We start from the raw sequence: 21972 nt of genomic DNA, 5'->3' as shown, positions 1-21972 counted from the left end.
CGATGCACGCTACCCGATAAACGGCATCCGATGCACGGCATCCGATCAACAGCACCAGTTGAACGGCAGGGAAGGAGTTTCGCTCGATGTTGACCATCGTGATGTACCACTATGTCCGACCGCTGGCCGGGTCGCGCTATCCGCGCCTCAAGGCGCTGGAGCTTGCTGCCTTTCGCGCTCAGCTCGACCATCTCGAGCGGCACTATCGGCCGGTGACGATGGAACAGGTGATCGCCGCCTGGCGCGGCCAGCAGACATTGCCCGAGCAGGCGGTGCTGTTGAGCTTCGACGACGGCTATCGTGATCACCTCGAACATGTGCTGCCGGAGCTCGAGCGACGCGGCCTTCAGGGTAGCTTCTTTCCCTGCACCGGTACCCTGCGCGACGGCCTGATCCTCGACGTCAACAAGATCCAGTTCGTGCTGGCCAGCGTCGCTTCCACCGCAGAGTTGCTGCCGGCTCTGGGCAGGGCACTGGACAAGCGTCGCGAGCGTCATGGCCTGGGGACCTACGAGGATATCCATCGCAGGGTCTATCATCGGCTGTCGCGCCAGGGACGCTTCGATGACCCCGATACCCTGTTCTTCAAGCGCCTGCTGCAGCGGGAGTTGCCCTTCGCGGTTCGCCATGACGTCATCGATGAGCTGTTTGCGCGCTTCGTCAGCACAGACCAGCGAGCCTTCGCCGAAATGCTCTATCTGAGCGATGCCGAGGTTTGCCTGCTGCACGACGCCGGCATGCATATCGGCTGCCACGGAGATCAGCACTTCTGGTTCGACAGCCTGACGCCCGAACAACAGGGCAGGGACCTCGAGGTCAGTCTCGCTCATCTTCGAAACCTGGGGGTGCTCGGCGACGACTGGGTGATGTGCTATCCCTACGGTGGCGTCGACGAAGCGCTGCTGGGTCGTCTACGCCAGCTTGGCTGCGCCGCCGGGCTGACCGTGGCGTCGCGACAGGCCGACCCGGCCCGGGACGACCCCTTGCTATTGCCGCGCCTGGACACCAATGATCTGCCCAGCCAGGCCGCTGCCTGCCCTGGCGACCCGGCGACCGTCCAGGTTGGATAGCTGACCACATCCTCGTCCACCTCCACGTCTTCCCCATTTGCGCCGAGCCTGGCGCGGCCCCGGCGGTTTGCCGCCAGCCTACCCAACATGCACAGGGATCTTGTCATGACAGCGTGCACGCAGAGCGCGACGACAGCGTCTGTCGCCGCCGGCGACGCCATGATGGCCATGTTGGCCGACCTCCCTCCGCTGGATCGGGTGATCTGTTCGAGCGACTACGACGCCACGGTGGCCTACCTGGCCGAGCGCTGGCCGCTCAGGGAGCATCGTTTCGAGGCCTCTGACGTCCACAATGGCTGGGTGATTCCGCCCAGGTGGGACGTACTGGAGGCGGCCATCTACAAGGATGGCGAGTGTATCTATGATGGCCGCTGGCATCCCATGGCGGTGATGGCGCTGTCACTGCCGTTCCGAGGCACGGTCTCGCGAGAAGAACTCAAGTCCCACCTGCATTTTGATCACCGCTACGACGAGCGCATCCCGTTCCATTTTCGCCAGCTATTTACCAGCTGGCAGCGTGACTGGGGGTTCTGCGTGCCACGTCGTCTTGTCGAGAGTCTTGCGCCTGGTGACTACGAGGTGGTGATCGAGACCCGTGAGGCGCCGGGGTATCTGCGCTGCCTGGACTATCACCTGCCGGGTCAGCTCGAGCAGACCATCGTGCTGGGGGCCAACCTGGATCATCCTGGTGTCGCCAACGATGGTCTGTCCGGTGTGGCGGTGGGGCTCGCCGTGTTCGAGGCGCTTGCCGCGCGACCCAGGCGCTTCAGCTATCGACTGGTGCTGGCCCCCGGCATCATGGGCACCGAGTACTACCTGGGGCGGCTTCCCGCCGCAGAGCGCGCTCGACTGTTCGAAGGTGTGATGCTCGAGATGCTGGGCTCGCCCACCATACTCAATCTGCAGCGCTCACGAGGTGCCGGATCGAACATCGAGCAGGCGTTGTCGCGCGTGCTCAGCGAGGGTGGGCACGACTACCGCGAGGGCGCCTTCGAGAGCCTGCTGCTCAATGACGAGTACCTGTGGGAAGCCTACGGCATCCCCATGGCCTCGCTGTCGCGCTATCCCTATCCCGAGTATCACACCGACGCCGATAACCTTGGCTTGATGTCGCCGCAGCGCCTGCTCGAGGCGCGTGACGTGGTGCTCGCCGCCATCGACGATATCGAGTCCTCGCCGCTGATCAAGAAGCGCTTCGAGGGCAACGTCTGCCTGTCGCACCCCCGCCATGACCTCTATGTGGATCCTGGCCAGGTCGCCTTCGGTGACGTGCCGGACGAGTCCCGCCGGCGGATGCGCCTGTTGATGGACTCCATCCCGACCCTGACGCGCCCGACCACCGTGCGCCAGCTGGCCAGGGAGGTCGGCCTCGAGGAGAGCGTGGTTCACGACTATCTCAAGCGCTGGCGCGATTGTGGCCTGGTGGAGCTGGTATGAATCGGGCGCGGGAGGAGGTGAGTGGCGAGCGCGCGCATCCGCCGGGTGGGGCAGGAACACCGCTTCAGGAAGGAATCGACACAGGGGGGGCTGGGCCGGCGACGAGCACGCAGGCGTCGTTTGGCCGAAGCGTCTTTATCTGCTGCAAGCCGCTGCAGTTTCTGACCTGTGCCTCGATCGTTCGTCACTACCGAATCGAGCAGGCGCTGGTGCTGCTGGTGGCCGAAAGCATCGCCGAGTATGACGCCTTCTACGCCTTTGTCGAAGCAAGCCACCATCGATCTCTCTTTGACGAAATACGCCGCGTGCCGACCCAGGCCGCGGCACGCGAGGCGCTGGGCGCCTTGCACTACGACAGTCTGTTCATCGACAACGATCGCACCAGCAAGTACCTGCTGCTGGCGCCGCTGAAGACAGGCTGTCTGTGCCTTTACGAGGAGGGGGTCAGCACCTACTTCAGCTCCTATCTCTACGAGATGCCTCTGTCCAGGCGGTTGAAGTGGAGCCTGGTGGCCCTGGTGCGCGGTTGCGGACTGCGTTTCGGGGGCGGTCGCAGGACCGACCTGGTGTTCGTTTCGCGGCCGCGGACCTACGCCCGATTGAATCCACGCCTGGCGCACAAGGCGCGCTATTGCCCGGGGCTCGTCGGCGAGCTGGAGCAAGGCTGGGAGGACTGGCAGGCACTGCTGTCGCCCTGGCTCGACCGGCTCACATCGGCAACGCCGGCGCTGGTACTGGGTACCTGGGGGGGCGGCGATATCTCCGCCGAGAGGCTTGCCGAGCTCAAGCGACGTCATCCCCTGTTGCTGTTCAAGCCCCATCCCCACGACGGCTGCGCCTGGCTCGATGCTGATATCCAGGTGCTGAAGCAGCCGTGGATTCCCGCCGAGGTGTGGATTCGTCTACTGGCTAGCCGGGTCGACGAACTGGTGGTGTATCACTATTCCTCGTCTTCTGAACTCTACTGCCTGGATCTGCTCGACAGGGTGACCTTCGTCGACCTCAAGGGCGACGTTCATATCCGACGAGTCTGCGATCTGGCCGTGGGCGATCCCGGTCACGACGACATCGACCATGTGGCGATTGCCTGAGAAGGACGCTGTCCGTCCAGCGCCTGGCCCCCGTGGTATTCGAACGGCATGCCTGCACGTCAAATGAGTGAGCTTACCGCCGATGGTTCCCATCCCTTATGTCACCTCCGCCTGGGACGTGTACTCCGCCCTGGCGGTGTTCGTGCTCGGTCTGTGGCTTGCCAGAGCGGTGGGGCGAGCCTTCGGGCTGTCTTACATGCTGTGTCTGCCGCTCTATCTCTGGCACACGGCCTTCTGCGTGCTCTACGCCTGGTTCGTCAACGGCGACGGCGGAGATTCCTTGATGTACTACCGGGCGTCGTTGAACGACGGCGTCGAGTTCTCCTTTGGCACCGCCGGGGTGATCGTGTTCACCTCGCTGTTCACCCAGGGGCTGGGGCTGTCGTTTCTGGGGACCTTTCTGGTGTTCAATCTGGCCGGCTATGTCGGGCTGCTGGCCTTCGCCGGCAGTCTCCATCAGGCCATTGCCGAGCGTGCCCTGGGTATTCGTCTGCTGGCGCTGGCCGTACTCTTTCTGCCCTCGATGCACTACTGGGGCTCCGCCATCGGCAAGGATGCGCTGTCGTTTCTGTCCATGGGGCTTTCGCTGTGGGCGGCGCTTGATCTCAGACGCCGACATCTGCTGATGGTGGTGGCGGTACTGATCATGCTGGTGGTGCGACCGCACATGGCCGGTATACAGCTGATCGCCTTGGCGGCTGCCTTCTGTCTACAGCCCGGGGTCGTGCTGTGGCAGCGGCTTTTGCTGGGGACTGCAGCGCTTGCCGGGGCGGCGATCATCGTACCCCTGGCGCTGGATTACGCCGGGGTCGGTAGCGGCTCCGATGCCGATCAGGTGATGAGTTACATCGAATTGCGGCAGAGCTACAACCAGACCGGCGGCGGTGCGGTGGACATCGCCTCCATGAGCCTGCCGATGCAGCTTTTCACCTATATGTTCAGGCCGCTGCCCATGGAAGCCAGCAGTGTGTTCCAGCTGGCGTCCTCGGTGGATAACGTCATCTTGCTGTATCTGATGGTGGTCGGTGGCATCGCCGCCATCACCGGGCGCAATGCGCCTCCCGCCAATCGACTGTTTCTGTGGTTTTACCTGCTGCTGGCCTGGACCATCCTGGCGATGACCACCGCCAATCTGGGCATCGCTGCGCGTCAGAAGTGGATGTTTACCCCGGTGCTTATCTATCTGTTGATGTCCGTCATGGGGCGCCCGCGCCAGACAACCACCGACGTCGAATCGACCGGGGGCTCTGCGCCGTCTGTCGAAAGCACGCCAAATGGAGTGGCGAGATGATCAAGCGACTGTTGATGGTAGCGAGCTACCCCGAGTCCATCGTCGGGTTTCGCGGTGAGCTGATCAGGGAGATGGTCGCTCGCGGAATCGAGGTCCATGTCGCCGCGCCCGTGGGGGGGAGGGGCGCTACCGGTGACGCCGGCGGTGAGGGTGACGCCGATCGCTCGGCTGCTTCGTCGCGTCTTAAAGCCAGTCTCGAGGCCCTCGGCGCGACGCTGCACGATATCCCGCTTTCGCGCACCGGCATGAACCCGCTGGACGATCTGAAGACCCTGGCGGCTCTGATGAGATTGATGCTGCGGGTACGCCCCGATGGGCTTTTTGCCTACACGATCAAGCCGGTGGTCTACGGGGCACTGGCTGCCTGGATGTTGGGGGTGCGCCAGCGGACCCTGCTGGTCACCGGGCTGGGGTACGCCTTTACCGGCACCCAGGAGGGCGCCCAGGGTCGCGCCCTGGGTGGCAACAAGCGCCGCTTGATCAAGGCGCTGGTGCGGCGGTTGTACCGCGTCGCTCTGGGGCGGGCTCATATGGTGCTGTTCCAGAACCCGGATGATCGTCGCCTGTTCATCGAGGAGGGGATTCTCCTTGATACCACGGCGTGCCGGGTGATCAACGGTTCCGGAGTGGATCTGGCGCATTTTTCGCCGGTGGCTCCAGCGACAGAGCCGGTCAGCTTCCTGCTGATCGCTCGGTTGCTGGGTGACAAGGGGGTGCGCGAGTACGCCGAGGCGGCGACGCGTATCCGCCAGCGCCATCCCCAGGTGCGCTTTCGCCTGGCGGGTTGGCTGGACGACAACCCCGACAGCATCGCGGCGCACGAGCTTCAGACGTGGATCGATGACGGCGCCATCGAGTACCTCGGTCGACTCGATGATGTCCGTCCGGCCATCGCCGAATGCAGCGTCTATGTGCTGCCGTCCTATCGCGAGGGGACCCCGAGAACGGTGCTCGAGGCCATGGCCCTGGGGCGTGCGGTGGTGACCACCGACGCGCCGGGATGCCGCGAGACCGTCGCGCCGGGGGTCAACGGTTATCTGGTGGAGGTGAAAGACGTCGACGCCCTGTGCCTGGCGTTGCAACGCTATCTGGAAACGCCGGCGCTGATCGTCCAGCACGGCCAGGCCTCCCGCGCTCGCGCCGAGGAGCGCTACGACGTGCACCGCGTCAATCACAGCATCCTCGACGCCATGGGGGTCGAGACGGCGTCGTCCTGCCCGGCAGGGCTCGACCCCAGCGTGGTGAGATGATGATGGCCAAGCGTTGTCTGGATGTGCTGGTGGCCGCCTCGTTGCTGGTCCTGCTATTCCCCTTGATGCTCGGCATCTGGGGACTCGTCCGGCTGAGGCTTGGCAAGCCGGCCTTTTTCTTTCAGTGGCGCCCTGGGCTGCATGGCCGTCCCTACCGCTTGATCAAGTTTAGGACCCTCGCCCAGCGCTGTGACGAGCAGGGACGCACGCTGCCCGACGAGCAGCGCATGACGACGCTCGGGGGCTGGCTGCGGGCGTCCAGCCTGGACGAGCTGCCCGAGCTCTGGAACGTGCTGAAAGGCGAGATGAGTCTGGTCGGGCCACGCCCGCTGCTGATGGAGTACCTGCCGCTGTATGACCGGGACCAGGCCCGTCGCCACGAGGTACGACCGGGGATTACGGGCTGGGCCCAGGTCAACGGCAGGAACGCGCTTTCCTGGCGCGAGCGCTTCCAGCTTGACGTCTGGTACGTGGACCACCACAGCCTGGCGCTCGATATCCGGATACTGGCCATGACGGTCGTCAAGGTGCTGCGCCGCGAGGGTATCAGTGGCCAAGGAAGCGTCACCATGAAGCCCTTTCGAGGCAATGAATGACGCCCCGGGATACCGACTCGGTGGCCGCGGTCTTGCCGCAACGGGGCTGGCTGACAGCGCTCAGACGTCATCGCTTGCTGTCCCAGGTGTTGCTGGTAGCCGGTGGCACGGCGGGGGCACAGGCGCTGAGTCTGGCCTTTGCGCCACTCGTCACCCGTCTGTTCAGCCCTGACGCCTTCGGCCTGGCCGGTTCCTTCAGCGCCCTGGTCAGTGTCGTCGCGCCGCTGGCGGCCCTGACCTACCCGGTCGCCATGGTGTTGCCGCCGCGCGACGAAGACGCCCGGGGGCTGGCCCGACTCAGCATGGGGTTGGCGGTGCTGCTGGCGCTGGCCGCCGTGGCGGCGCTCACTGTGCTGCAACCACTTCTGGATCGGCATCTCGATCCGAGGCTTGCCGCCATGCTGATCTGGCTGCTGCCTGTGGCCATGCTGCTGGCGGCCATGCAACAGGTCATGCAGCAGTGGCTGATTCGGCGCCAGCGGTTCGGGGTGACGGCCAAGGTGGCGATGATCCATGCCCTGGTCCTCAACCTGGCCAAGGCGACCGGCGGAGTGCTGCATCCGGTCGGGGTGACGCTGGTGCTTGTCACCGCCGCCGCTAGTGGGCTTAACGCCTTGCTGCTGTGGTGGGCAGACCGGCGACTCGGTGATGGTCTGGTCGGCGGGGGCCGGGGCGCCCCATGGCGGGAACTGGCGCGTCGCCACCGTGACTTTCCCTTATATCGCGCACCCCAGGTGACGCTCAACGCCTTGTCGCAGTCGTTGCCGGTGTTGTTGCTGGCGGCATTCTTCGGTACCGCAGCCGCCGGGCACTACAGCCTGGCGGCCTCGGTACTGGCCGCGCCCATGGTGCTGCTGGCGAAGTCGGTCAACGACGTTTTCTATCCCCATGTGGCCTCGGCGGTCAACCGCGGCGAGCCGATTACTGCGTCACTGGCGAAGACCACCCTGGTGATGGCGGCGGTGGGGCTCGTCCCCTTTGGCGCCATGGTGGTGCTGGGGCCCTGGCTGTTTGCTCTGCTGTTCGGTGACCCCTGGTGGCAGGCGGGCGAGTACGCACGCTGGATGGCGGTCTGGCTGTACTTTGCCTTTCTCAACAAGCCCAGTGTGGCCTCCATCGCCAGTCTGGGCCTGCAGCGGGGTTTTCTGATCTACGAGGTACTCAGCGTGCTCGGCCGTGTGGCCGCGCTGTATGTGGGGTTTCGGGTGTATCACAGCGATCTCGTTGCGGTGGTGGCCTTCTCTCTGGTCGGCGCCATGCTCAATCTGGCGCTGGTCGGTGTGACCCTGTTGCGGGCAAGACGGCGCGACCATCAGCTTCTCAGGAATCCTGGTGCACTACATGGTGATGGGAGTTGTGGCTTACGTAAGGAAACGTAGAGGTAAACCGTGGTGGATATGTTCGAAAAGCTAGTTAATAAAGGCTGGATTCTTTTGCAGCAGTGGTTTTTTCTCGCCATCAATCATGCATCTCCGAGGCTGGCTACGAAACTTTTGCATTCATTCAAAACAGGTCGGCGACTTAGGCTGGATCCTCCCATTGAGTTCAACGAAAAGCTACAATGGTTAAAGCTTTACGGGAATCAATACGATGTTACTCGGTGTGCTGATAAGTTTGAACTCAGGAGTTTTGCAATTGATCGAGGGTGTGAGTCAGCGCTGACATCCCTAGTGGGTGTATACACCAGTGTGGATGATATCTGTTGGGATGATTTGCCTGATCGTTATGTCGTCAAGTGCACCCATGGTTGTGGTTACAATGTAGTGGTAGGTGATAAGTCAAAGGTTGACGTTGTCTCTGTTTCTCGTAAGTTGAGGAAGTGGTTGAAGAGAAAGTATGGGCGGAAAAATCTTGAATATCACTATGATGGTATTCAGCCACGTGTGATTATAGAAAGATTTATAGAAGGTGAAGATGGAGGCTTGCCGCTGGACTACAAAGTTTATTGTTTTTCCGGAAGACCAGCAGTGGTTCTGGTATGCAAGAGGAACGGATACGATTTAAAGATGAATTTTTATCGTCCTGATTGGGTTTTGCTGCCTTTGAATGAAAAAGAGGATCAGATTGATGGGGTGGTAGAAATACCAAAATCGCTCGAACACATGCTCGACTATTCAGCTCGTTTGTCGAAAGGGTTTATTTTTGTACGTGTAGATTTTTACGATAGCGGAGGAAAAGCAATCCTTGGCGAGATGACGTTTACGCCTGGTGGTAACATGTCATCAAGATATAATGAATATGGGCAGAGGTATCTCGGAGATCTTGTCGAGATTACTGGATGTTGTTGCAAGGATCGTCTCATTTAAAAATTTTAAGCGATATTTTGTGTTTGTTGGTGATGTGGAGGCTCTGGATGACACTGTCGAAACTTTCATACATTTTGCAGGCCCGGTGCTGGACTATGATATTTGGGCTGGTCGATAGAGTTTCCAGTGTTTGGGCTACAAAGTTGCTGCATTACAAGGTTGCTGGAAGGCGTCTTGACTTGCGCGCTCCCAGGAAGTTTGATGAAAAGCTTCAATGGCTGAAGCTGTATTGCAAGAATCCGTTGGTTGTCGAGTGTCATGAAAAACCTTCCCTGAAGAGGACGTCCCCGTAATTATGGACGAGAAACTTCTGAAGAAACCCGAGTGTCTGGACGCTATGTTGGCATGTGATAAAGAACTTTCTTCGCCATTTCCTTATGTTCGTGTTGACTCCTATATTGAGAAGGGGCGCCTGTTGCTCGGCGAAATGACTTTCACCCTCTCCGCAAATATGGATGATGGTTATAGTGGGAAAGGGCTAAGGTACCTTGGTGAACTGTTACACCTACCTGATGTGTAGAAGCATGTTAGAAATATAGTTTTAAAGCTTCGCTAATGACTGTCAGCTTCGACTGCGGGGAGGCGCCTTGGAAACATCAATCTTGGAAACACCAATTGTTACAGTATATGTTCCGACCAAAAATAGGCGTCATCTTTTGGAGAGGTGCCTCGAGTCGATACTGAATCAGTCATACAGGAGACTGGACGTAATTGTGGTCGACGACGGCTCAAATGATGGAAGTCTGGAATATCTGGAAGTTGTATCTCGCAGGGATGAAAGACTGAGAGTCTTGAAGAACTCGAAAGAGCCAGGGGCCTGTGGAAGCCGTAATACCGCTATTTTTTCGGCGAAGGGAAAGTTGATTACTGGAGTTGATGACGATGATTATCTACTTCCTTGGTACATCGAATGTTTCGTAAAAAATTGGGAAAAACGCTCGCTTGGTGTAGTTTTTTTATATTCCCACCAGCGTGTTTTGATGGAGGGTGGGGGCGTAAAAAGAAAGAGGAAAAAGTGCCATATTAGAAACGCCGATATTTTGATATGCAATAACTGGGTCGGGAATCAGGTCTTTACGTCGACATCATTGTTGCAGGAGGTAGGAGGGTACGATCCGAACTTTCCAGCGTGGCAGGACTACGAGTGCTGGTATAGACTTCTGCTGCTGTCAGCCGGTACGGCGCAGTGTTCGGATATGGACGGATATATCATGGATGTAAGTCATGGGTTTCACCGTATAAGTTCTCAAAAGGTCGAAAAAATTCGCGCGGCCTACGTCCTGTTTTGCGATAAACATCGATTGTCGGACCGTAAAAGAGATATTCTTTCGTTAAAACTTAGGAACTATGACAGGAAAGCACCATCTCCAAAAGCTATCTTGCAAAGTATTGTAATGTATCCGTTTTATGACAATGTGAAAAACGCTTTTTTCTTGCTGCTATCTTACGTGCGTCGTTCTTTCCTTCTCCGATAGCCAATGCACAGACGAATGAGCGGAAAAATAATTAATGGGATGCGCTCCTTATGAAAATTGCCTTGTTTCTGCCGTCGCTGCGGGGCGGCGGCGCGGAGCGGGTCATGGTGCTGCTTGCCAATGGCTTCGTTGCGGCCGGGCATGATGTGGACCTGGTCACCGCCAGCGACGAGAACGTCTACCAGGCGGAGATCGCCCCCGGCATACACCACGTCAGCCTGGGCGCCTCCAGGGTCGCCAGCAGTCTGCCTGCGCTGGTGCGCTATCTAAAGCGCGAGCGGCCCGCTGCCCTGTTGTCGGCGATGGGCCACGCCAACGTGGTGGCGGTGGCGGCGCGGGCGCTGGCCCGCCTCGACTGTCGACTGGTGGTGACCGAGCACACCAACTATTTTGCAGTGACCGCCAGAAACACCGGATTCAATGCCCGGGTGATGCGGCGGCTGATGCGCCATGCCTATCTGCGAGCCGACGCCGTGGTAGCGGTCTCCCAAGGTGTCGCCGATGACCTGGCCAGAGGCCTGGCGCTGGCCCCCTCTCGGATCGAGGTCATCTTCAATCCCATCGTCGACAAGCGGCTGGTGCAGCTCGCCGAGTCGTCGGTGGAGGATATCGGCGAAGTCGGCATCGTCGCGGTGGGACGCTTGATCGAACAGAAGGGTTTCGACGTGCTGATCGACGCTCTGGCACGCCTGCGTCAGCGCCATGAGCACCGAGAGGTGCGACTGACGATTCTCGGCGAAGGACCGCTGCGAGACACGCTGCTTGACCAGGCGCATCGTCTCGGGGTGGCTGACGCCGTATCGCTGCCCGGGTTCGTCGACAATCCTTTTGTGTATATGCGCAAGGCCCGGGTCTTCGCGTTGTCGTCCTACGCCGAGGGGTTGCCTAGCGTGCTGATCCAGGCGATGGCCTGCGGCACCCCGGTGGTAGCGACTGACTGCCCCTCGGGCCCTCAGGAAATTCTCGAGGGCGGGCGCTGGGGGCGGCTGATTCCCATGGGCGACAGCGAAGCGCTTGCAGACGCGCTCGAGGAAGTGCTGTCGCGTGACGAGCATCCACCGGTTCACCAGCGCGCCGCCGATTTTGGCGCCGAACTGGCCGTCGAGCGCTACCTTGTTCGCCTGAACAGCGGCGTATCGTCGATGGCGTCGCTGGGCTGAGTTCTGATGCCCCTGCGCAAGGCTCTGTGCTCGGGCCATCCGCGGCAAATCTCGGCCACCGCCATTTCCGTGGCGCCTCTTCGGTTTCCCTGAGCGACTGCGTTGTTGTCGCTTTCTTGCCCATCACAGGATGTGTCTGCCCATGTCTGTGCGTGTACTTCATGTCATCACCGGACTCGGTACCGGTGGCGCGGAGCGAAATCTCTACAATCTGCTGGCCGCAGGCGTCAGTGCCCCGGACGAGGTCGCAGTGATCGCCCTGATGGACGAGGGTAGCTACGGGCCACGTATTCGCGAGCTGGGCATCGAGGTCCATGCCCTTGGCATGCGCCAGGGAATTCCCGCGCCCTGGACCCTGCCTCGTCTGGGTGCTCTGGTGCGACGTTTCGCCCCTGACGTCATTCAGGGCTGGATGTACCACGGCAACCTCATGGCCAGCATGGCGGCTCGCCTGTGCCGCCAGCGGCCGGCGGTGAGCTGGAACGTGCGCCAGTGCCTCTACCAGATCGAGCGCCACAAACCATTGACCCGGTGGGCCATTCGCGCCAACCGACGGCTCTCGGGCGGGCCCGGGGCGATCGTCTTCAACAGTCGCCTGTCTCGGCGGCAACATCGCGACTTCGGCTTCCGCGATGACGCAGTACTGGTCATTCCCAACGGCTTCGATACCGCCGCCGTGGCGCCGGATTCGGCCAGCCGGCAACAGGTGCGGAAGCGTCTGGGGTTCACCGATGAACAACGGGTGGTGGGGCATGTGGCCCGATGCCACCCGATCAAGGATCATCCCAATCTGTTGCGGGCCTGCGTCACCGTCGCCGAACGAATGCCTCTGGCACGCTTTCTGGTGGTCGGTCGTGGCGTCGATTTCGATGCGCCGGAGCTGGCCGGCATCGTGCCGGACGAGTACCGCTCGCGCTTCTTGCTGACGGGTGAGCGAGACGACGTGGGTGAGCTGATGCAGGCGATGGATGTGTTCTGTCAGAGTTCATGGCTCGAGGCCTTCCCCAATGCCCTGGCGGAGGCCATGGCCTGCGAACTGAGCTGTGTGGCGACCGATGTCGGTGACAGCGACTACATCCTCGGTACCAGCGGACGCATCGTGCCACCACGAGATAGCCAGGCCCTCGCCCGGGCCTTGCTGGAAGCCTTGAACGAACCTGCCGACAGGCGCCGGGAACGGGGACGAGAGGCAAGAGAGCGCATCGTGAGCGAGTTCGGACTTGATCAGGTGGTTGAGCAGTATCGGCAGTTGTACCAGCGGATCGGCCTTCCGGCGCAGATCGGTAGCCTGCCGTCTGCACCGTCCTCTGAAGCATCGACCGAAACAGTTTCCGAAACAGCTTCCGAACCAGCTTCTGGACCATCGACTCGACCATGAGTCACGCCACGTGCGCTGAGTGGGAGCGAGTTTACGACAGCGTCCCATCTTCGTATCCGGGGACGCCCCGACAAGACCTCCGTAGAAGGGTGTAAATGAGCATGTTGATCCGATTTTTAACGCCGTATTACCGAGCGTAGGCACTTTTCAGACAAGCCCCAGCCGGTGGTACCCCGACAAGACCTCCGTAGAGAAAAGCCCCTATGCTCAATGGCCCCTTCGCACCCTGGCCCTGCTTCGATGAAGGCGACGCCGAGGCGGTATCGCGCGTGCTGCTGAGTCAACGCGTCAATTACTGGACCGGCGACGAGGGCCGCGAGTTCGAACGCGAATTCGCCGCCTGGACAGGCGCCCACCACGCTGTCGCCGTAGCCAACGGCACCCTGGCGCTGGATCTGGCGCTGCATGCCCTGGATATCGGACCAGGGCATGAGGTGATCGTGACCCCCAGGACCTTCCTGGCGTCGGTGTCGGCCATCGTCAATGCGGGCGCTACCCCGGTGTTTGCCGACATCGAGCGTGACTCTCAGAACCTGTCGGTCGCCAGCGTCGAGGAGTGCCTGAGCCCACGCACCCGCGCCATCGTCGCCGTCCATCTGGCGGGCTGGCCCTGTGACATGGATGCCCTCGGTGAACTGGCGCAGACCTTTGGTCTTTCCATCATCGAGGACTGCGCCCAGGCACACGGTGCGCGCTATCGTGGCCGCAGCGTCGGCACCTTCGGTGATGTGGCGGCCTGGTCATTCTGTCAGGACAAGATCATGACCACCGGCGGGGAAGGGGGCATGGTCACCACCGACGACCCTGGGCTGTACCGGCGTATGTGGGCCTACAAGGACCACGGCAAGAGCTGGGAAGCGGTCCATGAGCGGGCCCACCCGCCGGGGTTCCGCTGGCTGCACGACAGTTTCGGTACCAATTGGCGGATGACCGAGATGCAGGCGGTGCTGGGAAGACGCCAGCTCGCGCGCATGGCTCAGTGGAGTCAGCGCCGCCGCGCCAATCTTTACGCCATTCTCGACGCCGCCGATCGCTGTCCGGGACTGCGGGCTCCGCGTCCGCCCGAACACATCGTCCATGCCGGCTACAAGGCCTATGTGTTTGTCCGTCCCGAACGCCTGGCCGAGGGCTGGAGCCGCGACGCCATCATGCAGTGTCTCAATGCCCAGGGGGTGCCCTGTTTCAGTGGCAGCTGCTCCGAGGTCTACCGGGAACGCGCCTTCGACAACACTCCCTGGCGCCCGGCGCGGCCGTTGCCGGTGGCCAGGGAACTGGGAGAGACCAGCCTGATGCTGCTGATCCATCCGACCCTGACCGAGGAACAGATGGACAAGACCTGTCGGGTGCTCGAGGAGGTCATGGCGCGGGCAACGCAGCCTGCACTCTGTCCCGAGTGACGTTGTCGCTGTGGGGCTGTCGACGTCAGTCTGTTGAGCCTGTGGAACGCTGTTGAGCGTGGCCGCGGCTACGCCTCTGGAAAAACCGCAATGGGCAGGGCCTTCGGGTCTTGCCCATTGCGTTTCTGGGGCACCATTTTGGCTGTCTGCCGGGCACCTCTTGCACCTGCGCCGCCTCAGCGATTGGCCAGGCGGCAGCGGAAGGAAGGGACGCAAGGCGATGGCCGCTGCAAGATGCCCGGGCGTGGCTACGGACGCTAGAGGCGCAGATACAGATGCCCCCAGGCGTAGTGACAAAGGCTAGAGGCGCAGATCCGCCGCGCCCTTGGGCAGCAGATACTTGAGGTCATACAGCACGTGTTCCGGCTTGCCCCAGCCGCGGATTCGCTCGACCCCGATATCACGGAATTCGTGGTGAGCGACGGCGATGATGACGGCGTCGTAGGCGCCGGGTTCCGGTTCGTCGACAGGGCGAAGGCCAAAGGCGGCCACCGCCTCGTCACGGTCCACGTGGGGGTCGAGCACGTCCACCGCCACGTTGAACTCGCGCAGCTCGTCGATGATATCGATGACACGGGTATTGCGCAGGTCCGGGCAGTTCTCCTTGAACGTCAGGCCCATGATCAGTACCCGGGCATCCTGCACATGGATGCGTCGCTTGGCCAGGCACTTGATCAACTGATTGGCCACGTAGGCGCCCATGCCGTCATTGATACGGCGGCCGGACAGGATGACCTCGGGATGGTAGCCAACCTGCTGCGCCTTGTGGGTCAGATAGTAGGGGTCCACGCCGATGCAGTGCCCGCCCACCAGGCCAGGACGGAAGGGCAAGAAGTTCCATTTGGTGCCGGCCGCTTCCAGCACCTCTTCGGTGTCGATGCCCAGACGCTCGAAGATGATGGACAGTTCGTTGATCAAGGCGATGTTGACGTCGCGCTGGGTATTCTCGATGACCTTGGCGGCCTCGGCCACGGTAATCGAGCTGGCCCGGAAGGTGCCGGCGGTGATGACCGAGGCGTAGAGCTCATCGACGAAGTTGGCGCTGGCCGGCGTCGAGCCGGAGGTCACCTTGCGGATGTTGGTGACCCGATGCTCGCGATCACCGGGATTGATGCGCTCCGGGCTGTAGCCGGCGAAGAAGTCGCGGTTGTAGCGCAACCCGGACAGCTTCTCGATGACCGGGATGCACTCGTCCTCGGTGGCGCCAGGATAGACCGTCGACTCGAAGATCACGATATCACCCTTGGCAATCACCCTGCCCACCGTGGCACTGGCCCCCAGCAACGGTGTCAGGTCGGGATTGTGCTGGGCGTCGATCGGGGTGGGGACCGTGACGATGTAGACATTGGCGTCGGCCAGCCTGGCCGGCTGATAGGTGAAACTCAGCAGCGGCGCCAGGTTCAGCTCGCCTGGTGTCACTTCTCGCGTGGTATCGATACCGTCGTGCAACTGAGCGATACGCTCGGCACTGATATCGAAGCCCAGAGTGGGGTAGCGCTTGCCGAATTCGACCGCCAGCGGCAGGCCGACATAGCCAAGCCCGATGACCGCGATGCGTGCCTTGTCCAGCGTCAGTGAATGTTCCATGGGGGCCTCGTGTCAGCAGAACCTGGGGGATCGGCGCTAGAGTGGCTTTGCCGCAAGCGCAAGGGGGGCAGGACTGGGGTCTGCGGCGCCAGCGAGTCGTCGTGTCGGTGAGGCTGGCTGGGCCATGTGCTGGCGCCAGACAAGATCGGCGATACCCCCGGTAGGGCTGTAACCGGTGGGCGGCAGGCGCAGCAGTTCCCTCACGCGCTCGAGTTCAGCGCTGTCCAGTGCCGAGCGCAGTTGCTCCAGGTAGGGGGCCAGTTGCGACCAGGACCAGTAGCCTTCGTTGGCGGTCATGATCCGAGGGTGCTCCGAGGGCTGGTCGTTCTGTCCGATCAGCAACTCCTCGTAGAGCTTTTCGCCGGGACGTAGTTGGGTGAAGACGATGTCGATCTCGCCATGGGGGTTGTCGGCCGTGCGAGGCTCCAGCCCCGACAGCCGAATCATCTGCCTGGCGAGATCGAGAATCTTCACCGGTTGCCCCATGTCCAGCACGAACACGTCTCCCCCCTGGCCCATGGCGCCTGCCTGGATGACCAGTTGCGCCGCTTCCGGGATGGTCATGAAGTAGCGGGTGATCTCGGGATGGGTCACGGTGACCGGGCCACCTTGTTGAATCTGGCGCCGGAACAGGGGAATCACCGAGCCGGAGGAACCCAGCACGTTGCCGAAGCGCACCATGCAGAAGCGGGTGGTCGACGATTGCTCGGCCAGCGCCTGACAGACCAGCTCGGCGAGGCGCTTGCTGGTGCCCATGACGTTGGTGGGGCGCACCGCCTTGTCGCTGGAAATCAGCACAAAGGTCGATACCCCACTGTCGATCGCCGCTCGCGCAGCGGCCAGGGTGCCAAAGGTATTGTTCTTGAGGCTTTCGACCATGTTGTGCTCGACCATGGGCACATGCTTGTAGGCGGCGGCATGGTAGATGGTGTCCACCTTGAAGCCCTGCAGGATGATGCGAAGACGCTTCTGATCCTGGATCGTGCCGAGAAATGGCTTCAGCTCAACAGCAAGGCTCAGGCTGTCCAGGAACCCCAGAAGCTCCTGTTCGATCTGGTACAGCGAGTACTCGCAGCTATCGAAGAGCAGCAGTTGGCGTGGACGTTGAGCCAGTATCTGTCGGCACAATTCCGACCCGATCGAGCCGCCGGCACCGGTCACCATGACCACCTGGTCGCGGATATTGGCGTCCATCAGATCCTGTCGCGGGGGGACCGGGTCACGGCCCAGCAGTTCTTCGACACTGACGTCACGAATATCTTCGATCTTCGCTCTGCCCTGCACCACATCATCCAGGCGTGGAATGGTCTGGATCGTGATATTGAGGGGTTCCAGTGACGCCACTATCTCCTGGCGACGTCTGCGTCTGGCACTGGGAATGGCGAGCAGGATCTTTTCGATGTTTAGGCGCTCGACCAGCTTTGCAATATGACGAGGAGAGTGGACCTCGAGACCTTCGACATGGGTACCCTCCATGCCGCGCCAGTCATCGACGAAGGCCACCGGGAGGTAGTCACTTCCCTGGCGAAGAGAGGCCACCAGCTTGCAGCCTGCAGAGCCCGCACCATAGATAAGCACCCTGGGCTTGTCCTTCATCAGACGATGCTGGTAGAGGCTTCTCAGGGCAAAACGCGTGCCGCCGGTCAGCAGCAGGCTGAGCAGGAAATAGTCGAAAAGGACACCTGCAGGAAGCGGGGAGAATATCGCGCGGCCAAGCAGGTCAAGCACCAGCGTCGAGGTGGCGACGCCAATGAACAGGGTCACGATAGCGCGGCTTCCGACGTATCTGAGTACGGCGCGATAGAGGCCTAGCTTGATAAAGACGACCAGGGATATCGCCGTGACAAGTACATTCAAGGCGTAGGCGGAAGGGGCGCGCACAAAAGCGCCAAAAAGCCCATTGATAGCCATGGATACGACGAGGCTGGTCTCGATAAGCATGATATCGGCGACGAGCTGAAATATCCTTTTCTTGCGACGAGGGAGTCGCAAGGCGGCTTCGATCATGTTGCCCATGGTAGGGATCCCCTGCTTGGAAAATCGTCCATATTTTAGGATTTTGTTTGGACGACTGTGCTGTTTCCTCGTTGTCTGGATTGGCTTTGCGACGTGCTATTCCTTTCCTGCATCATATCTGCATTGAAATATTTAACCAGCGTCAAAAAAATCCCATTGGTTGATGGTTTTGATAATTGGTTAACGAGATTTAGAGAAGTCATTTTCATGCGTGAAATTAGTGGTGTGCGTATGAAGTGAGGGTATGAAATGAGTCACGTCATGGCGGCGAAATTCTTAGATGTCCAAGGGAAATGTGTTCCTCCTCCATTGAAGTCAATGCAAAGGTGTTGATAATGGCGGGTATGCAGGGGTTTCGTAAGATTTACTGTGCAGGAAGTTAAAAAGTGTGCAGTTGTAGTCTGTTGGTGGGAGGAGAAACGCGGTTGATTGATACGGCAAATATTATTAGAGACTTTGCCGTAGAGCATTAGATATTGACCAGTCGTCGGACTAGTGATGCCCTGTTGGTGTTCGGTTCAGGGCGTCTACAGTACGGCGGTCAAACGTGGCGAGAGTGCCGTGGACGGATCTTGCCAGCACCATGGGAGTAGGGAACAGATGAAGGTGCTTGTTACCGGGATGGCAGGGTTCATCGGCTCGACGCTGGCCGCACGTCTGGCCCGTGACGGGCTTGAGGTGGTCGGTGTGGACAACCTCAATGACTACTACGACGTGTCCTTGAAGAAAGCGCGGCTGGCACGTCTAGAAAAGCTGCAGAACGTACGTTTCGTGCGGCTGGATCTGGCCGATCGCGAGGGTGTCGACCGGCTGTTTGCCGACGAGCGGTTCGATCGTGTCGTGCACCTGGCGGCACAGGCGGGGGTAAGGTACTCCTTGACCCATCCCCACGCCTACGTGGATGCCAATCTGGTGGGGCATCTCAATGTGCTCGAAGGATGCCGGCACCAGCAGGTAGAGCACCTGCTCTATGCCTCGTCCAGCTCTGTCTACGGCATGAATCAGGTGGTGCCCTTCGCCACACGCGACAATGTCGACCATCCTGTCAGCCTCTACGCCGCGACCAAGAAGGCCAACGAGCTGATGGCGCACACCTACTCCCACCTCTACGGATTGCCGACCACCGGACTCAGGTTCTTCACCGTCTACGGCCCCTGGGGGCGACCGGACATGGCGATGTTCCTGTTCACCAAGGCGATCCTCGAAGGTCGTCCGATCGACGTCTACAACCACGGGGAGATGTCGCGGGACTTTACCTATGTGGACGACATCGTCGAGGGCATCGTGCGCTTGCTGGAAGTGGTCCCCAGCGCGGACCCCGACGTCGGCGTGGTCGACGACTCACCGGATCGCAGCAGTGCACCCTACGCACTTTACAACATCGGACACGGTAGCCCGGTGGGGCTGATGGACTTTATCCATGCCATCGAGGCGGCACTGGGGCGCAAGGCCGAGTACAACTTCCTGCCGATGCAACCGGGCGATGTTCCTCGGACCTGGGCCGACACCACTGCACTGTATCGCGCTACCGGCTATCAGCCGCGCATCGGGGTCGAGGAGGGCGCGGCTCGATTCGTCGACTGGTATCGCTCCTATCATGGCATCGTCGCCTGAGCCATGCGCACGCCGCCGGGTGTGGCAAGGCACTATCGGGGATGGCCGGCGCAGTCCTCGTCGGCCATCCAGGGGCTGGCACTGTTCGTCTTCCTGTCCAGTCTGCTGACGCTACCCTGGGCGTATCGGTTCACCGGAATGCTGCTGGTGTCACTGGCGGCGATGGCGGTGCTGGTGCGGCGCAGTCTTCCCCGGGACGCCGAGTCCCTTGCATGGGTGGCAATGCTGGCGCTTTTCGGTTGTCAGCTGGTGTTGGACGCGGGGCGTAGCGGGCCGCCCCTGGCGCGTTATAGCGTGCCGTCACTGCCCTGGTGGCCCTGGCTTGGGCTGCTTTTGTTATTGGCATGGCGTGCCAGGCCTCCCTCGCTTTACTGGTGGTGGCGCGGGATTACCCTGGGGGCGGTGCTATCCGGGCTGAAGGCGCTGTATGACCGACTGATCGAGGATGAGCGTCGGGCTGGCGATCTGATCAACGCCATTCCCTTTGGTAATCTCAGCCTGGTGCTCGGGGTGCTCAGCCTGGTGTGGTGGCTCGACAACGTCAGTGAAGGGCGGCGCGGCCTGTTCCTCTGGTGGGCGGCGCTGGGAGCGGTGATGGGGCTGCTTGGCTCGCTGCTGTCCGGCACCCGGGGCGGCTGGCTGACCCTGCCGCTGGTGATGCTGGTGCTGGTCCTGCGTCACGGCCGGCGGGCGCGCTTCTATTGGTCGACGCTTACACCCCGCCGGCGCTTCGCCATCCAGCTGACCGTCACCCTGGCGATCGGCGTGGCGACCCTGGTGGCACTGCCTCGGCTGTGGGCACTGGCCGAGGATATCGTCCTGCTATGGCGCCAGGGGGCCGTCGACACCAACGCGGGCTTGCGCTGGCATCTGTGGGGCATCGCTGGCGATGCGTTCGCTGCCCGCCCCCTCTGGGGCTGGGGAGAGGATGGTCTGGTCGCCTGGCTCGAGACACTGGTCGCGGCGGGCCGGCTGCCCGAGGGCATGGCCGGAATCGGGTTCCAGCTTCACAGTGACGTGCTGGACACCGCCGCTCGACGTGGCCTTGCGGGGGTGGCGCTGCTGCTGCTGTTCTATGGGATTCCGTTGGCGAGCTTTGTGCGTCGCCTCGATCATGGCGATGGCCAGTGTCGTGTGCTCGCCCTGTCCGGCGCGCTGATCGTGGTGATGTATGCGGGGTTCGGCCTGACCCAGACGATGTTTCGTGACCCCCATACCTTCAGCGCCTATCTGGTGATGTGCACCGCCTGCTTTGCCCTGCTGAGAACGCGAGGCTGAACTCCCGGGCGCTCGAGGACCGCAGCAGCAGCCGTTGATGCGCAGGCGGAAGAGCGCAGCGTCCAGCCCGCCAGACAGGCACAGTAACAGGCACAGCAAAAAAGCCGCCCGAATCCGGGCGGCTTTTTTTGACGTTTCCCCAGGACCAGGCGTGGCCTGGGGAAGCAACCGTCGCTGGCGCGTCTGCGCCGATGCTCAGGCCTTGGTGTAGGCGGCGGCGGACTTTTCGATGGCCTTGCGGGCGGCCTCGACACCTTCCCAGGATTCCACCTTGACCCACTTGCCCTTCTCGAGATCCTTGTAGTTCTCGAAGAAGTGGGCGATCTGCTGACGCAGCAGCTCGGGCAGATCGGTGACCTCCTGAACATCGTCGTAGAGGCTGGACAGCTTGGGGTGCGGGACGCACACCAGCTTGGCGTCTTCGCCGGCTTCGTCGGTCATGTTGAGGATGCCCACCGGACGGGCGCGGATGACACTGCCGGGTGCGACGGGGTAGGGGGTGACCACCAGGGCGTCCAGGGGGTCGCCGTCGTCTGCCAGGGTGTGCGGAATGAAGCCGTAGTTGGCCGGGTAGAACATCGGCGTCGCCATGAAGCGGTCGACGAGCAGGGCACCCATGTCCTTGTCAATTTCGTACTTCACCGGGGCGTGATTGGCGGGAATCTCGATGGCGACGAAGAGGTCGTTGGGGAGTTCCTTGCCGGCGGGGATGTTGTCGAAGTTCATGCTCGCGTCCTTCGTTGGGCGGATGTCCGCCTGGGCGGCGGAAAAAAATCCGTCGGATTATACGAACCCCGTGACGGGATTACCAATATGGTGGGCGTATCTTGACGCGCTGCAACAAGGCGCGCAAGACAACCATGGGACGAGACGCCGGGGTGAGGTGCCACTAAAGCACAGTAAACAAAGCCAAAGGCGACTTGTCAGGCATATCAGGGATTCGGTGTGTATCATACCGCCGGTGAAGGCGTCGGCCCCCTGGCCCACGTCTTGTCGCGTCATCAACGCTGGAGTCACAGGAGGTGA

The 21972-nt window shown here is 61.3% G+C and carries 19 protein-coding genes; 15 read left to right on the top strand and 4 right to left on the bottom strand.

Features of this window, described 5'->3' with window-relative positions:
* Window positions 1–86: 86 nt before the first annotated feature.
* The 8 genes from RBB39_RS10180 to RBB39_RS10145 all read left to right on the top strand — a co-directional run bounded on the left by RBB39_RS10180 (window position 87) and on the right by RBB39_RS10145 (window position 9041).
* Entirely contained in the window at window positions 87–1070 is a 984-nt protein-coding gene (locus RBB39_RS10180) for a polysaccharide deacetylase family protein (protein WP_045993988.1), read from the top strand.
* Window positions 1071–1175: 105 nt separating this feature from the next.
* Window positions 1176–2507, top strand: coding sequence for a DUF4910 domain-containing protein (locus RBB39_RS10175; protein WP_306169067.1), 1332 nt, complete (start codon window positions 1176–1178; stop codon window positions 2505–2507).
* On the top strand, window positions 2504–3598 hold the full coding sequence (locus tag RBB39_RS10170) for a hypothetical protein (protein WP_306169066.1): 1095 nt from the start codon (window positions 2504–2506) through the stop codon (window positions 3596–3598). Before RBB39_RS10175 ends, RBB39_RS10170 begins: the two co-directional genes overlap by 4 nt.
* Window positions 3599–3680: 82 nt before the next feature.
* Window positions 3681–4889, top strand: a complete 1209-nt coding sequence (locus tag RBB39_RS10165) for a hypothetical protein (protein WP_306169065.1) — start codon at window positions 3681–3683, stop codon at window positions 4887–4889.
* On the top strand, window positions 4886–6139 hold the full coding sequence (locus tag RBB39_RS10160) for a glycosyltransferase family 4 protein (RefSeq protein WP_306169064.1): 1254 nt from the start codon (window positions 4886–4888) through the stop codon (window positions 6137–6139). The genes RBB39_RS10165 and RBB39_RS10160 overlap by 4 nt, the downstream gene beginning before the upstream one ends.
* Window positions 6140–6141: 2 nt before the next feature.
* Complete coding sequence (locus RBB39_RS10155) at window positions 6142–6735, top strand: sugar transferase (RefSeq protein WP_045994001.1); 594 nt, start codon at window positions 6142–6144, stop codon at window positions 6733–6735.
* Window positions 6732–8114: a lipopolysaccharide biosynthesis protein gene (locus RBB39_RS10150; protein ID WP_306169063.1), complete on the top strand. Its 1383-nt coding sequence runs from the start codon at window positions 6732–6734 to the stop codon at window positions 8112–8114. Before RBB39_RS10155 ends, RBB39_RS10150 begins: the two co-directional genes overlap by 4 nt.
* A gap of 18 nt (window positions 8115–8132) precedes the next feature.
* Entirely contained in the window at window positions 8133–9041 is a 909-nt protein-coding gene (locus RBB39_RS10145) for an ATP-grasp fold amidoligase family protein (RefSeq protein ID WP_083970536.1), read from the top strand.
* A gap of 65 nt (window positions 9042–9106) precedes the next feature.
* On the opposite strand, the gene RBB39_RS10140 is transcribed toward RBB39_RS10145, so the two are convergent.
* Window positions 9107–9301, bottom strand: a complete 195-nt coding sequence (locus RBB39_RS10140; RefSeq protein WP_157033101.1) for a hypothetical protein — start codon at window positions 9299–9301, stop codon at window positions 9107–9109.
* Between the two features lie 35 nt (window positions 9302–9336).
* On the opposite strand from RBB39_RS10140, the gene RBB39_RS22770 reads away from it, so the two are divergent.
* The 5 genes from RBB39_RS22770 (at window position 9337) to RBB39_RS10120 (ending at window position 14451) form a co-directional block, all read left to right on the top strand.
* Window positions 9337–9561, top strand: coding sequence for an ATP-grasp fold amidoligase family protein (locus RBB39_RS22770; RefSeq protein WP_366077732.1), 225 nt, complete (start codon window positions 9337–9339; stop codon window positions 9559–9561).
* Between the two features lie 67 nt (window positions 9562–9628).
* Window positions 9629–10516, top strand: a complete 888-nt coding sequence (locus RBB39_RS10135) for a glycosyltransferase family A protein (RefSeq protein ID WP_366077730.1) — start codon at window positions 9629–9631, stop codon at window positions 10514–10516.
* 50 nt (window positions 10517–10566) lie between these two features.
* Window positions 10567–11676 carry a glycosyltransferase gene (locus tag RBB39_RS10130; protein ID WP_045993876.1) on the top strand — a complete coding sequence of 370 codons (1110 nt, stop codon included), beginning with the start codon at window positions 10567–10569 and terminating at the stop codon, window positions 11674–11676.
* Window positions 11677–11818: 142 nt separating this feature from the next.
* Window positions 11819–13054, top strand: coding sequence for a glycosyltransferase (locus tag RBB39_RS10125; RefSeq protein WP_052704444.1), 1236 nt, complete (start codon window positions 11819–11821; stop codon window positions 13052–13054).
* Window positions 13055–13257: 203 nt separating this feature from the next.
* A complete protein-coding gene (locus RBB39_RS10120) occupies window positions 13258–14451 on the top strand; it encodes a DegT/DnrJ/EryC1/StrS aminotransferase family protein (RefSeq protein WP_045993357.1) in 1194 nt (397 codons plus the stop codon).
* Window positions 14452–14751: 300 nt separating this feature from the next.
* On the opposite strand, the gene tviB is transcribed toward RBB39_RS10120, so the two are convergent.
* Window positions 14752–16038: a Vi polysaccharide biosynthesis UDP-N-acetylglucosamine C-6 dehydrogenase TviB gene (gene tviB / locus RBB39_RS10115; protein ID WP_045993356.1), complete on the bottom strand. Its 1287-nt coding sequence runs from the start codon at window positions 16036–16038 to the stop codon at window positions 14752–14754.
* Window positions 16039–16074: 36 nt separating this feature from the next.
* Window positions 16075–17802 (bottom strand): nucleoside-diphosphate sugar epimerase/dehydratase, encoded by a 1728-nt coding sequence (locus tag RBB39_RS10110; RefSeq protein WP_239452565.1) that lies wholly within the window; start codon window positions 17800–17802, stop codon window positions 16075–16077.
* Window positions 17803–18654: 852 nt separating this feature from the next.
* Between RBB39_RS10110 and RBB39_RS10105 the strand changes: the two genes are divergently transcribed.
* Window positions 18655–19668: an NAD-dependent epimerase gene (locus RBB39_RS10105; RefSeq protein WP_045993355.1), complete on the top strand. Its 1014-nt coding sequence runs from the start codon at window positions 18655–18657 to the stop codon at window positions 19666–19668.
* 3 nt (window positions 19669–19671) lie between these two features.
* The gene (locus tag RBB39_RS10100) at window positions 19672–20946 is read left to right on the top strand and encodes an O-antigen ligase (protein ID WP_052704391.1); all 1275 of its coding nucleotides are present in this window, start codon (window positions 19672–19674) and stop codon (window positions 20944–20946) included.
* Window positions 20947–21141: 195 nt separating this feature from the next.
* On the opposite strand, the gene ppa is transcribed toward RBB39_RS10100, so the two are convergent.
* Window positions 21142–21672, bottom strand: coding sequence for an inorganic diphosphatase (gene ppa, locus RBB39_RS10095; RefSeq protein ID WP_045993354.1), 531 nt, complete (start codon window positions 21670–21672; stop codon window positions 21142–21144).
* Window positions 21673–21972 lie beyond the last annotated feature (300 nt).

The organism is Halomonas sp. MMSF_3323 (assembly GCF_030733595.1).
GTDB lineage: Bacteria > Pseudomonadota > Gammaproteobacteria > Pseudomonadales > Halomonadaceae > Halomonas > Halomonas litopenaei.
This window is presented reverse-complemented; position numbering and strand designations above follow the sequence as displayed.

Coding starts and splice junctions, on each gene's coding strand:
- RBB39_RS10160 (WP_306169064.1), top strand. CDS start 4,886: ATGATCAAGCGACTGTTGATGGTAGCGAGCTACCCCGAGTCCATCGTC.
- RBB39_RS10120 (WP_045993357.1), top strand. CDS start 13,258: ATGCTCAATGGCCCCTTCGCACCCTGGCCCTGCTTCGATGAAGGCGAC.
- RBB39_RS10140 (WP_157033101.1), bottom strand. CDS start 9,301: ATGACACTCGACAACCAACGGATTCTTGCAATACAGCTTCAGCCATTG.
- RBB39_RS10100 (WP_052704391.1), top strand. CDS start 19,672: ATGCGCACGCCGCCGGGTGTGGCAAGGCACTATCGGGGATGGCCGGCG.
- RBB39_RS10165 (WP_306169065.1), top strand. CDS start 3,681: ATGGTTCCCATCCCTTATGTCACCTCCGCCTGGGACGTGTACTCCGCC.
- RBB39_RS10180 (WP_045993988.1), top strand. CDS start 87: ATGTTGACCATCGTGATGTACCACTATGTCCGACCGCTGGCCGGGTCG.
- RBB39_RS10130 (WP_045993876.1), top strand. CDS start 10,567: ATGAAAATTGCCTTGTTTCTGCCGTCGCTGCGGGGCGGCGGCGCGGAG.
- RBB39_RS10155 (WP_045994001.1), top strand. CDS start 6,142: ATGGCCAAGCGTTGTCTGGATGTGCTGGTGGCCGCCTCGTTGCTGGTC.
- RBB39_RS10125 (WP_052704444.1), top strand. CDS start 11,819: ATGTCTGTGCGTGTACTTCATGTCATCACCGGACTCGGTACCGGTGGC.
- RBB39_RS10175 (WP_306169067.1), top strand. CDS start 1,176: ATGACAGCGTGCACGCAGAGCGCGACGACAGCGTCTGTCGCCGCCGGC.
- RBB39_RS10105 (WP_045993355.1), top strand. CDS start 18,655: ATGAAGGTGCTTGTTACCGGGATGGCAGGGTTCATCGGCTCGACGCTG.
- tviB (WP_045993356.1), bottom strand. CDS start 16,038: ATGGAACATTCACTGACGCTGGACAAGGCACGCATCGCGGTCATCGGG.
- RBB39_RS10150 (WP_306169063.1), top strand. CDS start 6,732: ATGACGCCCCGGGATACCGACTCGGTGGCCGCGGTCTTGCCGCAACGG.
- ppa (WP_045993354.1), bottom strand. CDS start 21,672: ATGAACTTCGACAACATCCCCGCCGGCAAGGAACTCCCCAACGACCTC.
- RBB39_RS10170 (WP_306169066.1), top strand. CDS start 2,504: ATGAATCGGGCGCGGGAGGAGGTGAGTGGCGAGCGCGCGCATCCGCCG.
- RBB39_RS10145 (WP_083970536.1), top strand. CDS start 8,133: ATGTTCGAAAAGCTAGTTAATAAAGGCTGGATTCTTTTGCAGCAGTGG.
- RBB39_RS22770 (WP_366077732.1), top strand. CDS start 9,337: ATGGACGAGAAACTTCTGAAGAAACCCGAGTGTCTGGACGCTATGTTG.